Genomic DNA, 13,674 nt, shown 5'->3' on the forward strand with positions numbered 1-13,674 from the left:
TCGGCCCAGATTCGACCATGCACTTGTTCTGGTGCCCCACCCTCTGGCAAATTTTGGCAGAGGTGAGTGTTCTGCTTCTGCAGATTTCGCCTACATCGACGCCCGCAAATCGCGAATACGGCTGGCCACGTCCCGGTAATCTATGTTCGTCCCATAGACTTCCATAAATCGATCGAGCGCTTCGTTCTTGCGGCCCGCCGCTTCATAGGCGCTTCCCAGCTCATAATTCACCGCCGTGCGCGACTCTTCATCCGAGGCAACTTCCAAGGCGCGTAGGAACCACTTGAACGAAGCTTCCGGCACCGCCTTTTCGACAAAGCATGTTGCGAGCCAGATATAGGCTTCCTGCATCCGGCTTTGGCTCAGCTTTCCCGTGGACCGGCAAACCTTCTGCAACTCGCCGATTGCCTCGTCCAGAAGGCCCATTTCACGGAATGCGATACCAAGATTGAAGTGCGTTTCCGGATCTGCGTCTTCCTGTTCCGGAGCAGCCAGATCCTGCTCGAAATCCTGCAATAAACTGCCAAAAACACTCGGAGCTGCCGGAGCTGCCTCTGTCGCCAATTCGGGCACAAGCTCCTGCAACGGGTTCGGCATCACCGGAGCTGGCGCAGGCGGCGCCACCGGAGCGCTCGCCACTGGAGCGCTCATCACCGGGGCTGGCTGTACCGCGCGTGGAGCTGGCGCTGGAGTCTCCCGCCGGGGCTGCGGAGCCGGAGTAAATTCGTCTCCCAATTCAAAATCCAGCTCGGCGGCCATCGAGCTCAGCGTGGGTGTCTCGGCCGGAGCGGAAGCCCCGAACAGAGACGCATCCTCCGACACCTCGATTACCTCAACCGGATCGAAGCCCTGACTCTGGATATTCGGGCCAACTGGCTCCGCCGCAGGAGCATTGCGCGGCAACCGCGCCCGGAAAGCGGGCAGTTCAGAATGGTTCGGCGAGATCGCCGCCAGTTTCTGAATTGCCGATTCAGCTTCGGACCATATCTCCTGGTCGAGGCAGAATCGCGCTTCCTCCAGCAGCTCCGCTACGTTCTCTGACGACGCTGGTGTCGTCGGTGCTGGTGCGGAATATGTAAGGTCCAGCTCAGGCGTTGCCGCGGCAAAGCTCTCTTCGCCGCCCTCCTGCCACACCGATTCCCATTCGCCCGAGAGATCAATTTCCTCGGTACTCCCTGCTGTATTGTCCTGGGCGCCCAGATCGAAATCCCGCGCCGTGAACTCGCCGCTGCTTGCCTCCCATGTCGTGGTCTGCGCCGTTCCGGCCAGATTGCCGTAGTACGCTGCAGCCTCTGCGTTGCCGAGCTCTTCCAGCACGCGACGCATGGTGGCGTAGCATGCCGCAGCTTTCGTCGCCTCGCCTTCCATGTGGTACAGGTTGGCCAGGCTTTGATTCACCCTCAGGTTGTCAGGCGCTTTCAGCAGAACGGCTTCAAGAAAGCTGATCCCGCGTGCCTTGGATTTATAGGACTCGCACAGCTCGGCCTCGGTCAGCGCGGCGGCAATTTCTTCTTCGATCTGAGGCGCATAGTGCTGCTCGGGCAGGGTGGGCTCTTGGTTTGTACGGAACTCTTCCAGGGTTTGCGGCTCTGGCTTTGGCGGGGCGCTGGGCAGCGGTGACTCTTCCGAATTCATTCGCGCGCACACCTGCTTGTAGCCCTGGATGTGCGAGGCGTTTTCCGGTTCCAGCTCGATCAGCTCTTTGTAGGCGTCGCGGGCGCGTTCGAACTGCTCGCTTTGCACGCATGTGTGCGCGAGCAGTTCCAGCACCTCGGCCAGCATCGAGACTTCGCCCGAGCGCTGGAACAGGTTGTAAAGCGTCTGCAGAGCCTCTGGATTGCTGCGCACGCGCGAAACTGAACCGTGCAGGTGCGCCATCACTTCTTCTTTGTCGTGCGCCAGCACTTCGGATGAGAAATCGTTATATAGTTCCAGCGCCCGCAGCGTTTCATTCTCTTTGTAGAGCCGCGAGGCCACCTTCAGCACGCCATCCGGATCGTGGTGAACCGTCATCAGCTTGCGGCATGCCATGTAGGCTTCATCGAGCTTGCCTAGCTTCAGGTAAGCCGCCAGCAAATTGCGCAACGCGTCGGCTCGCGAGTCGAGATCGGGGATAGCCTCGTACAGTTCGACGGCCTTCTCTGCATCTCCCAGCTCAAGCGTCACCTGCGCGCGCAACTCCAGCGCCCGCATATTGCTGCGGTCGAGTGCAATCAGTCGGTCCAGAATCTTCTGTGCCGGGTCGAGAGCGCGACGCAGCACCAGCGTGTTTGCCGTCTGCGACAGCATCTCCTTGGCGTCGTTTTTCTGGCCGCTCTGGGTCATCAGGTCAGCCGTGCGCGATATTACCTGAATGTTTTCCGGATCGAAGAGCACCAACTGCTTCAGCAGGCGCAGCGTTTCCTTCGACTGTCCCTTGCGGGTGTACGCGTCGGCCGCTGCCAGCAGGGTCGAGCGCGCATCGCTCACCAGTCCCTGCTTGCGATAGAGTTCCGCCAGCTTCTCCAGCGCCTGCAGCCCGTTGGGATCGAGCTTGGTGATCTTCTTGTACATCGCGATCGCCTTCAGCGTGAAGCCTTCGGCCATGTAGGCCTCGCCCACCACGCGGAAGCGTTCAATCGCCTTTTCGTTCTGCCCAAGGCGCGAGTAAATGTCGCCGACCGTATTCAGGATGGCGAGATCTTTCGGTTCGACCTGCAGGATCTTTTCGTATTCGGAGATGGCATGCTGCAGCTTATTCTGCTGCAGGTAACGCTCAGCGTTCGCTCGCGACTTCTCTTTGTTAAACCCGAATCCGAACATGATTGCACTCCAAAGCGCCTGCATCCGGCTGCTGACCGCTACTGCCAAACTGCGTACGCAGGGAGAGACCTAGTATTTGGCTTACGGTAACACAGCTCTCGTTATGCCCGAAACCATCCGAAAGCTCCCAGGTGCGCTTTCGGGGGACATGTCCCATTGGATTGACAGCCACTGACCTTGCCGTTAGCGTTAGGGCTTGTTCGTCATGGATGCTCGTCCGGCGGAAACCTCCATTTCGCGATTTCGCCTGCTCGCGCTATTGCTGCTGGTCGTCGCAGCCGCCGTCGCCGCCCACGGCTATCACTATGGCATTGAAGATGAAGCTATTTACCTGCCCGCCATCAAAGCGCACGTAAACCCAGCGCTCTATCCTTATGACGCCGACTTCTTCCGTCCCCAGGCGCGTCCAACGCTTTTCGACGAACTCGTCGGCCTTACTGCCCGCACTCTGCACCTCTCGGTGGCGTGGACCGATTTCGGTTACTACCTCGGCACCCTTTTCGCATTTTTCGTCGGCCTCTGGGCATTTGCCTCGCGTCTGTTCGCGCATGTTCGAGCTCGCTTGGGCGCAGTTTTGCTCGTCGCCTCCCTCTTGACCCTGCCCGTAGCCGGTACCTGCATCTTCCTTGTTGACCAGCACTTGCATCCGCGAACTTTGGCTACAGCGCTAATCCTTTTCGCTATTGCGCGCGTCTGCCCTCAATCTTGGGGTGCGAGGATCGGTCTTGCCGACTATCTCGCGGCGGTGCTGCTGATGCTTTGCGCGGCACTGATTCACATCCAGATGGCGTTTTACGGCGCGCTTTACCTGCTGCTGCTAATCATTCCGTGGCGGGTGGCTGCATGCAGACATGTCGCCATGCTCGCCAGTTTCACGCCTGTGCTACTGGCCTCCATACTCAGCAAGGGCAGCCCGCAGTGGCAGGAGGCTTCACGCACTCGGGCGCAACATTATCTTTTGCAATGGCATTGGTATGAGTGGATGGGAGCCTTCGCCCCGATCTTTATTCTATGGGCCATGGCACGGTTCTCACGCAGGCGTGGGTTGACCGCGGCTTCGACAGTCGGCTACCGCACCTCCGTCTATACCGCTCTCGGAGTTCTCATCGGATGCGTCATCACCATTCCGCCGCAATTTGAGCGTCTCACGCCATTCCAGCCCCTGCGCATCCTGCACCTCACCTACATTGTTATGGTGATGCTTGCTGGCGCCTTGCTGGCTGAGTTCCTACTACGCCGTAAGCTCTGGCGCTGGGCTCTGCTTCTGCTGCCCATCGCCGCCGGAATGAGCTATGCGCAGTTCCGGTTTTTCCCATCTTCTCCGCATATCGAGTTCCCGGGCCGCTCCGCAGCCAACGACTGGGTTGACGCTTTCCGCTGGATCAGGCAGAACACGTCCATCGATGCCTATTTCGTGCTCGATCCCCATTACATGAACTCCCGCGGCGAGGATTACCACGGCTTCCGTGCCCTGGCCGAGCGCAGCCAACTGGCCGATTGGGACAAGGACCCCGGCGTCGTGCTGCTCTTTCCGGAACTCGCCCCTCGCTGGTCTCGCGAGGTACACGCGCTTGATCGCTGGAACGAGTTCACCGCGTCCGATTTCCATCGCCTTCACCAGCAGTTTGGCGTTGACTGGACTGTGCTGCCCGTTTCTGACGTGCCCAAGCTTCAGCAGGGAAGCGAGCTGCCGGACTGCCCCTATCGCAACGCGACCGTCATCGTTTGTAAGATAAGGTGAAACTTTCGCCTCAGCACGGGAGAGTGGGAACCTTCTTGCCTCCTGTTTCGTATTCATCATAAGTTGGCACGGGCTCAGCTTTTCGGGAGGATCATGCGCGGTATCAGACTAAAAGAACCAACCCTCATCGCGCTTGAGACGATGCGGTCGCATAAGCTGCGCTCATTTCTAATGCTGCTCGGCGTCATCCTCTCGGTTTCCACCCTCATTCTTGTCGTCGCCCTCATCAATGGCACCAATGCATACATCGCCGACCGAGTCGCCAACATGGGCAACGGCGTCTTCCTCATCTCGCGCTATGGCATCATCAACAGCCAGGAAGAGTTCGTAAAAGCCGCTCGCCGCAACAAGCAGCTCACCTATGACGACTACGTTGCCTTGCGCGACGGCCTCAAGCTTCCCAAAGCCGTCGGGCTCGAGTGCCGTTTTGTCGATAAGGCACGCCACGAAGCCGAAACCGTCGAAGACGTCAGCGTTCGCGGCGTTACGGCCAATATCGGGCAGATGGATACCGAAGAGGTCGCGCGGGGGCGCTACATCAGCGACAACGACAATGACCATCGCAGCTTCGCTGCCATGGTCGGAGCCGACGTGATCAAGAAGCTCTTCCCCAGCGTCGATCCCATCGGCAAGAAGATCACAATTCGCGGATACGATTTCGAGATCGTCGGCATTGCCAAGCCCATTGGCAACGTCATGGGCCAGCCGCAAGACAATTTCGTGTACATCCCCGTCCAGACCTGGTTCAAACTCAACGGTACCCACACCGACCGCCTCAATATCAACATCCAGGCGCGCGCCCCCGAGTTCCTGGAGCTGACCAAGGACGAGGCTCGCGCCATGATGCGTGCCCGCCGGCACGTCGCTCCCAACGAAGAAGATAACTTTGGCCTCTTCGGCGCCGACAACCTCATGGACCTCTGGAAAAATCTGACCGGCACACTGGCAGGAGCCATGGTTGGCTTCGTCTCCATCTTCCTCGTCATCGGCGGCGTCGTCATTATGAATGTCATGCTGGCCAGCGTCACCGAACGCACACGCGAGATCGGCATTCGCAAATCCCTCGGTGCCCGCACCTCTGACATCCTGAGCCAGTTCCTCGTCGAGGCCTCGGTCATGAGCGCCATGGGCGGCGTCATCGGAATCCTGGTGGCCTGGGTTCTGGCCGTCGTCCTCGACAAAACGACTCCGCTACCCATGTCCGTCCCGCTCACGGCCGTCATTGTCGCCATTGGAGTTTCCACCGCCGTCGGACTGTTCTTTGGCGTCTATCCCGCGCGCAAAGCCGCCCGGCTCAATCCCATCGAAGCTCTGCGAGCCGATTCCTAAAGGAGAAGAAGGATGAAAACCAAGCGCAGATATTTCTCCTTTGGCGAAAGCGCCCGGATGGCCTTCGAGACCCTGATGGCGAACAAGGTTCGCTCGGCGCTCACCGTGCTCGGCGTCTTCATCGCCGTCGTCGTGCTCGTCATGGTTTTCTCCATCATGTACGGCGTCGATGCCGACCTCCGCGCCCAGCTCGATCAGTACGGAACCGACACGCTCTTCGTCTTCAAGTTCGAGCCCGGCATCCACATGGGCCGTTTGCCGCAGGAGCTGCGCATGCGCAAGCCGCTCGTCTATGAGGACGCGCAGGCCATCCGCGAGCAGGCGTCTTCGGTCAAAGAGGTGTGCGTCGAAATCGATCCCACCAGCTTCACCCCCGGCACTCCGAACTTCATCCCCACCGCCCGCTACAACGGCAAAGAGGTGACCTCGGTCAACTTCGAGGGCGTCACGCCGTCTTATGAAATGGTGCAGAACGCCAAGCTTGAGCAGGGACGCTTCATCAACGACACCGAAAACGCCCGCCGCATGGACGTTGCCGTCATCGGATACGACCTGGCTGACGCCCTGTTTCCAGCCAAGGACGCCATCGGCAAGGAACTGCAGGTCACAGGCATGACCTTCCAGGTCATTGGTGTGCTGGGAAAAACCAAAGGCGTGTTCCTGCGCGACAGCAATGCCGACAAGCAGGTCTTCGTCCCCTACCTGACCTACCTGAAGCACCGTCCGCAGGACAAGGAAAACTTCATCACCGCCCGTGCCTACCCCGGCAAGAAGTCAGAGGCCACCGACGAAATCACCGGCATCCTGCGCCGCCGCCGCAATGACGGATTCAACAAGCCGGACAGCTTCGGCATCTCCTCCGCCGAGGCAATTTCCAATCAGTTCCGCAGCATTATGGGGTCCATTGCCATGCTGACCATCGCAGTCGCTTCGGTAGGAATGCTGGTGGGTGGCGTCGGCGTCATGAACATCATGCTCATGTCGGTCACTGAGCGCACACACGAAATCGGTGTTCGCAAGGCCATCGGCGCCCGCAGTAAGGATGTCGTTCGTCAGTTCCTGGTGGAGGCCATGGTCTTGACTGGGTCGGCCGGAGTGGCCGCCGTGCTCTTCTGCCTCGCCCTGATCGCGCTACTCAACGTTATTCTTCCGAACTGGCCAATGGCGGTTCCGGGCTGGGTCATCCCCGTTTCGGTCGGGGCCGCGATGAGCGTCGGCCTGTTCTTCGGGATCTATCCCGCGGCTAAGGCTGCCAAGCTCGATCCCGTGGAGGCTCTTCGCTACGAGTAAATCCCGCGTAAGCGACTCAATCTACGAGCCGTAACTTCAAAGCCGGTGGCTGCCGACGGGCTTTCATCTCTCGTGTCATCTCCGACAGCTCTCCAAGGCCAAGCAACTCCAGCACTGCGGGAAAGATCACTGTTTCTTCCAGTTGCAGATGAGCTTCGAAGATCTTGTCCAGGGCTCCCGACACGTGCTCCATCCGGCGTGCCACCGAGGGCAGACTTTCGGGGTGATTCATCAGCCCGGAGCAGAGCTCAAGCAGTTCTACAACCAGTTCGTCAATCGCCTTATGCTGTTCCACCATAGTCTCGGCGGCTTCACGTACAAGGTTCCCCTTGGCCAGTGCTCTCTGGAAGCGCGGAAACAGCGTCTCGTTCTCATCCGCCTCGTGCAGGGGCAGCGCCTGGGTGAAATACCGGTGGATGGAGCTGGCTGTCTCTTTCACTTGGCCGGCTGGGGCCGATTCGGTGCGAGCCAGAGTCTGGCTCAACTTCGTGAAATGCCGGATTCGTTCGTGGCAGCCCAGCAGCATCTCCAGCGCGTTCTCTTCAGCGGATCGCGTCCTGACGGTCGGCTGCTCCACTATCTTGATAGGCCTCATATATACGCAATTTGATGCCGCCTCCGCCCCAGTGTCGATGACGCAGGTCACAAACGCCGGAAAAGGTTCTTTTCCGGCCACCCCTCGTTTACAATTCGCTACCTTCTAGTGGTAAAATATCCGCGCTTTTGATTTGGAAGGACGCGAGCGGTAAGAGCACCCCGAAAGCGACAGCAACGTTGCTTTCCGGAACACGAATCTGCAGACGATCTCTCCGATTCACACAGCCTGATTTCAATTCACGAAGGAACAAGTAACACCATGGAACAAGGAATCGTTAAGTGGTTCAACGACGCGAAGGGCTTTGGTTTCATCAGCCGCCAGAATGGTGAAGATGTTTTCGTCCACTTCTCGGCTATTCAGTCGAACGGCTTCCGCAGTCTGAAGGAAGGCCAAGCCGTGCAGTTTAACGTCGTCAAGGGACCCAAGGGCTGGCAGGCAGAGAACGTTCAGGCGATCTAGTACGCGTCCGGAAGGTTCAACAGGGAAGGGGTAGCCGAGAGGCTACCCTTTTTCTGTTCCGCAGTACGACCTGCATGTGTCGTTAGTACTATTGCAGAGACAATGGAATGTTCGTACGATAGCCCCATCCGAAACGATACCGTCAATCTGTCGCGGTTGCGGCAACCGTCTGCCCCGCTGAGTTCGTGTTGGAGACTGATTTGAAGAAAAGCCTACTGCAACAATGTTCGGAAGTGAATCGCGAGCTCTGGCTCGTGTTTTCGCTGTTCATCATCGCGGCGCTGTGCAATTTCCTCATTGCCGGACGCGGCATGCTGCTCAGCTTCTACACCTTCCCCACCTTGTTCTCGGCTTACAACTACGGACGCCGCCACGCCGTCCTCACCGCCTTTGCCAGCGTGTTGATGATCGTCGTCATCACCTTCCTCAACCCCAACCTGTTCGAGCACGGTGCCGACGCCATCACCTCTCAGCAGTGGTACGACATCAGCATCTGGGGCGGATCGCTCATGCTCACGGCCTTCGCCATGGGCACCCTTTATGACCGCAGCACCCAGCGCATGCGCGAGCTACGCGAAACCTACCACGGCGTGCTGATGATTCTGCAGCACTTCATCTCCAAGGACACCTACACCCAGAACCACTCCTATCGCGTTTCCATCTACGCCGCCAAGATGGCCTCCGAGATGGGATTCGACGAGGAGCGCATCGAAGACGTCCGCGCCGCCGCCCTGCTGCACGACATCGGCAAGCTCGATGTCAGCCGCGACATCCTTTATAAAGCCGCGCGCCTCACCAAGACCGAGTACAGCGAGATGCGCGAACACGTCACCCGTGGCGTCAACATGTTAGAGCCTGTCGGAGGCTCCCTGCGCCGCGTGCTGCCCATCATCCTCGCTCACCACGACCGGTTCGACGGCTCCGGCTACACCGACCGCGCCGGAGAAGAAATCCCCCTCGAAGCCCGCATCCTCGCCGTTGCCGACGCCTATGACGCCATCACCAGCGACCGCCCCTACCGCAAGGGCAGCAGCATCTACGAAGCCCGCGAAATCCTCGAGCGTGGTGCCGGACGCGAATTCGATCCCGAAGTCGTCGCCGCCTTCGTTCGCGCCTTCCGCAAACAGCAAATGGAAATACCCGACCTGGTGGTCTAGCTCCACGTTGGAAGCTTGCACCGCCACATCGTACAATAGGGAACAGCTCGGGCACTCCTCAAGCGGAGGGTTGTGTGAGCGGTTGAAACAGGCGGTCTTGAAAACCGCTTTACGGGAAACCGTAACGGGGGTTCGAATCCCTCACCCTCCGCCACTTCTTTTCCAGGGCTGTCCGCGGCTGTCCATTCTCATCTCTCAATCTTCTTTATTTCAATCACTTGCATGGTTCTCTCTCCGACGTGGTCCATCTCTGTCCATGGCTATCCAAAGTTGACCGGGGGTATGACCGGGGGTATTCTGAGTTCGAATCCCGATCGATAGCCGGGGGTATCGATTCCGAGAGGTGTTTGGGGCCCGAGCCATGGATATCAACAAGCTGAAGACGACATTTTTATGCCGAAGACCGCAACTCGCGGTGAAGCGTACGAGACGTACCTCACTCACCGTATCAACGATCACTTCATCTTCCGCGGTTCCTATCAGCACCTGAATTTCCGGTATTCCGGATCGGGCTGCAAACGGGCGAGCTGATTCGAAAACCCTTCCATTGAAGAGAAGCTCGGCATGCCGGCGGTCGCCGACGAACAGCCGCTCCCATATCCTGGTCATGGAATTCACAGCCTCGTCACGGTGCGTGGACGCGTGCTGGCGCGCAAGTACCTGGGCCGCTATCTCGACTGCGGGCTTTTCCAGAAAACTTCCGGCCTCACCTTCGAAAACCACCTGATCAAGCACGGCTACATGACGTTCGTGTACGACGGCGACGGCAACCGGGTGGCAAAAACCATCGGCGGAGTGACGACCAGCTATCTGGTGGATACGCTGAACCCCACAGGCTACGCGCAAGTTCTGGACGAGTTGCAAAGCGGCAGCGTTGTTCGCAGCTACACTTGGGGCTTGCAGTTGGTGAGCGGGTCGCAGGCGGTAAACACGACTCCGCCAACGAGCACGTGGATGACGAGTTACTACGGTTTTGATGGTCACGGCAGCGTTCGCTATCTCACCAACTCAACCGGCGCCGTCACTGACAGCTATGACTACGACGCCTTCGGCAACCTCATCAACTCCACCGGTTCAACGGCCAACAACTACCTGTTCGCCGGAGAGCAGTTCGATCCAAATCTCAACCTCTACTACAACCGCGCAAGATACCTCGACGTGCGCGTGGGTAGGTTCTGGGGGATGGATACAGACGAAGGAAGCCCGGAGGATCCGATCTCTTTGCACAAGTATTTGTACGCGAGTGCAAATCCAGTTGATGAGATAGATCCATCAGGGCACACGCCGCTTACAAACTTCATTGGGCAGCTTGCAGCACACGGGACTCAGATTGCAGCACAAGTGTATGGGACCATGGTGCATGCTGCCATCCAGGCTGACTTAGAGCAGCAGTTTCCAGGCATGGTGTATCCGGAATTTTCGGTTGCTGGTGGTGAAATTGACGCCATTATTCTGGCGGAAGGGGCTGCCCATGTTTTCGAAATAAAGCCGGTGGGCGGTACAGTTAATCCGACTAAGCAAATTAAGAGATACATAGCGGCGTTGGGAGCCACGTTCTTGGGGCTTCCAGTAATTCCTGGTTCTCTTAGCATCAACGGCGATATCCGTGGCCCGCTACTCATCGAAAGAGTTAAGTACAACAGCGCTGGGGCTGGAATCATTTATTATGAGCCGTATTTACCCAACAACAATTTCACAATTTCTCCGGTGCCGATAGGGATCGCCCTGACTGCCGCTCTCATGACTTATGTGGGGCTATCAACGATGATGGGTGCTCTAGGTCCCACCGCAGCCTTGATTTGATTTGCGGAGGGAAGGATGCGAAGAGTAGAGATAACGAGAACCGTCAACATCAGCAAAGACATCGAGCTATCGAGGCATCCCAATGTTCGAAAGAACTGGAGTATACCCGGGGACTATGTCCTGTTTGAGTTTTACGACCCGATCTACGAAAAACTCGACGATCCGAGTTGTCCCTTGAGTAATCCGACGAAATGGACGGATGACACCCGGCAATACATGTCGCACCTAGTGGAAAAGGAGCGGGCGATTCTGTCTCCGTTGTACCAAGGGCGACCTCGGCACTGGCAAGGAAATACACTCGGTCTTCCGCTACAGAGCACGATGTATCGCGTTCTGGATAGTAAGAAGCTTCAATGGCCATGGTTTGGGTGTTTTCCTGGGTGGGAACTCGAGACCAGTCTCAGAGTGCGTGGAAGGCTTGAAAATCCCACGGAAGAGAATCAACAAGCGCTGGCCGGTGAACTTGCTCGCTGGGCAGAGTGGGCCTCTTCCATCGGAGAGTTGTTGACTTATAACAATCCAAGATTCGAGGAGGGCGGGTTTGAGGCGCCATGTTCTTTTTCGGGCCCTTGTGGTGATGCGTGCATGTCGCTCTACATAATGCTTACATTGACCCGGCGTCGAACTTCATTGCTGGCGATGGGGTTTGCAGGCGTGGAGAGACCAGACGAGTCTATGGCGGTATACATGAGGTTCGGTGCCCGTGGGTTGATGAAAGCCAACGGTGAGATTTTGACGGCTGCAGAAGAGGAAGAGTTCTTACGTGTCGCCGAGTCCCGCGCGCAACTTCCTAAAGCGGATGGCCGTTCAAGCTAGCAACGCCGCCTGCGGCGTCGGGTGGAGTAGGGGTGACACACGACCTCGTACAGCTACGATGGTGCAGGCCGCATCACCGTGACCACGTACGCGGATAACTCAACCAGCACGACGAACTACGACAGTGCTGGCCGGGTGTCTTCGACCCTGGATCGCAACGGCAATGAGACGGCTTACGCTTATGATGACGCAGGCCGACGCACTAAGGTGACCGATGCGTTGAATCACTCTACGGTGTTCGCTTTCGACAAGGCAGGGCAGCAAACATCGGTGACGGACGCGCGCGGCAACACCGTGCAATATACCTACGATGCTGATGGGCGCCAGACGCGGATCGACTATCCCGATCAGAGCTACTCGCTGACCGGCTATGACGATCTGGGCCGAATGACGTCGAAGACCGATCAGGCGGGTATGGTCACGGGTTACGGCTATGACGGTTTGGGCCGCTTGACCTCGGTGACTCAGTGACCTGCCCCCATTCTCCGCACGGTGATCTTACAACTTAACTGACCGCCGTCGTAGCGGTGGGAAAGTGGGAAACGGTTGTTGCGTTTTCCAAGTGGGCACAGCCCGCGTCTTTTCCACGGCTACTTGTTGCTGCCGCAAACTCCGCCGGGGTCTGATAGCCCAGCGAACTGTGTGGCCTCTGCTCGTTGTACTCCTTCCGCCACTCGAGGATCTTCCTTCGCGCATCGAACAGATTCTCAAACCAACTTATCCGCAAGCACTCTTCGCGCAGTTTGCCGTTGAAGCTCTCGCACCGCCCGTTCTGCATCGGCTTGCCGGGCTGGATGTGTACCAGCTCGATTTTGTGCTCCAGGCACCAGGCCAGAAAGTGCCGACTCGTCAGCTCCGGGCCGTTGTCACAGCGAATCGTTTGTGGACGGCCTCGCTGCACGATGATCTCTTCCAACACCCGCGTCACGCGCCGTCCTGCAAAGCTGGTGTCAACCTCCAGAGCCAGGCACTCGCGAGTGTAAGCATCGACCACGCTCAGCACCCGGATCGTGCGGCCGGCCCAGCGCGTCATGCACGAAGTCGAGAGCCCACTCCTGGTTCGCCGCCGTGCGCATGATCAATGGCGATGCGATTCGCATGCAGTGCTTGCGCTTCTTGCGCCGCAGGCACAGCCCTGCTTCTCGATACACACGATAGACCCGCTTGTGGTTGGCTACTTCACCGTCGCGCTGCAACAACACATGCAGACGACGGTAGCCGTAGCGCGGCTTCTCTCGCGCCAACTGCACCATGCGAGTGCGCAAGGCAACGTTGGAATCCTTCACCTGATAGCGATAACTGCTGATCGCAATCGACAGCAGCCCGCAAACCCGGCGCTCGCTGACTGCCCGGTACTGCTCCCGCAGCCAGCTCGCATCCGTCCTTCGGTCTACGAGCGCAATCCGTTTTTTACGATCACCGCTTTCAGCATCTCCTTGTCGAGGCTGAGGTCGGCCACCAGCTTCTTCAGCCGATGGTTCTCGTCCTCCAGTTCGCGAAGCCGATGCGCTTCGCTCACCTCAAGCCCTCCGTACTTCGCCTTCCACGCGTAAACCGTGTGCTTGCTGACGCCCAGTTCCCGCGCCACGTCCTCAACTCGGCGCCCCGCTTCAACCTGCTTTAGCGCCCCGATCATCTCCCCTTCCGTGTGCTTGCCCCTCGACATAAATCCGTCCTCC

The 13,674-nt window shown here is 58.3% G+C and carries 10 protein-coding genes, 1 tRNA gene and 2 pseudogenes; 10 read left to right on the forward strand and 3 right to left on the reverse strand.

The features are described 5' to 3' along the window. Positions 1-90 precede the first annotated feature (90 nt). On the reverse strand, positions 91-2,802 hold the full coding sequence (locus tag AC6IY8_RS17225) for a tetratricopeptide repeat protein (RefSeq protein WP_497775907.1): 2,712 nt from the start codon (positions 2,800-2,802) through the stop codon (positions 91-93). Between the two features lie 205 nt (positions 2,803-3,007). Here AC6IY8_RS17225 and AC6IY8_RS17230 point away from each other — a divergent pair, with 205 nt between their 5' ends. From AC6IY8_RS17230 to AC6IY8_RS17240, 3 genes are all read left to right on the forward strand, one after another. Further along, complete coding sequence (locus AC6IY8_RS17230) at positions 3,008-4,543, forward strand: DUF6798 domain-containing protein (protein WP_497775908.1); 1,536 nt, start codon at positions 3,008-3,010, stop codon at positions 4,541-4,543. 93 nt (positions 4,544-4,636) lie between these two features. Next, positions 4,637-5,872 carry an ABC transporter permease gene (locus AC6IY8_RS17235; RefSeq protein ID WP_497775909.1) on the forward strand — a complete coding sequence of 412 codons (1,236 nt, stop codon included), beginning with the start codon at positions 4,637-4,639 and terminating at the stop codon, positions 5,870-5,872. Positions 5,873-5,884: 12 nt separating this feature from the next. Continuing rightward, positions 5,885-7,162: an ABC transporter permease gene (locus AC6IY8_RS17240; RefSeq protein ID WP_497775911.1), complete on the forward strand. Its 1,278-nt coding sequence runs from the start codon at positions 5,885-5,887 to the stop codon at positions 7,160-7,162. Positions 7,163-7,178: 16 nt separating this feature from the next. Here the strand turns inward: AC6IY8_RS17240 and AC6IY8_RS17245 are convergent, their stop codons facing one another. Then, complete coding sequence (locus AC6IY8_RS17245) at positions 7,179-7,838, reverse strand: hemerythrin domain-containing protein (RefSeq protein ID WP_497775914.1); 660 nt, start codon at positions 7,836-7,838, stop codon at positions 7,179-7,181. A gap of 180 nt (positions 7,839-8,018) precedes the next feature. Here AC6IY8_RS17245 and AC6IY8_RS17250 point away from each other — a divergent pair, with 180 nt between their 5' ends. The 7 genes and pseudogenes from AC6IY8_RS17250 to AC6IY8_RS17280 all read left to right on the forward strand — a co-directional run. Further along, entirely contained in the window at positions 8,019-8,219 is a 201-nt protein-coding gene (locus AC6IY8_RS17250) for a cold-shock protein (RefSeq protein WP_497775915.1), read from the forward strand. A 200-nt stretch (positions 8,220-8,419) separates the two neighbouring features. Beyond that, positions 8,420-9,376 carry an HD-GYP domain-containing protein gene (locus AC6IY8_RS17255; protein WP_497775916.1) on the forward strand — a complete coding sequence of 319 codons (957 nt, stop codon included), beginning with the start codon at positions 8,420-8,422 and terminating at the stop codon, positions 9,374-9,376. Positions 9,377-9,440: 64 nt separating this feature from the next. Next, positions 9,441-9,530 (forward strand) — tRNA-Ser (locus AC6IY8_RS17260). Positions 9,531-9,709: 179 nt separating this feature from the next. Further along, positions 9,710-9,907, forward strand: a complete 198-nt coding sequence (locus AC6IY8_RS17265; protein ID WP_497778644.1) for a DUF3373 family protein — start codon at positions 9,710-9,712, stop codon at positions 9,905-9,907. Positions 9,908-9,940: 33 nt separating this feature from the next. Then, a complete protein-coding gene (locus tag AC6IY8_RS17270; RefSeq protein ID WP_497775917.1) occupies positions 9,941-11,179 on the forward strand; it encodes an RHS repeat-associated core domain-containing protein in 1,239 nt (412 codons plus the stop codon). Positions 11,180-11,194: 15 nt separating this feature from the next. Next, positions 11,195-11,995 carry a hypothetical protein gene (locus AC6IY8_RS17275; protein WP_497775919.1) on the forward strand — a complete coding sequence of 267 codons (801 nt, stop codon included), beginning with the start codon at positions 11,195-11,197 and terminating at the stop codon, positions 11,993-11,995. A 60-nt stretch (positions 11,996-12,055) separates the two neighbouring features. After that, a pseudogene (locus AC6IY8_RS17280) lies at positions 12,056-12,466 on the forward strand (hypothetical protein); the annotation flags it as partial. Between the two features lie 34 nt (positions 12,467-12,500). Here AC6IY8_RS17280 and AC6IY8_RS17285 read toward each other — a convergent pair. Beyond that, a pseudogene (locus AC6IY8_RS17285) lies at positions 12,501-13,661 on the reverse strand (IS3 family transposase). Between the last annotated feature and the right edge of the window lie 13 nt (positions 13,662-13,674).

The organism is Koromonas soli (assembly GCF_059726265.1).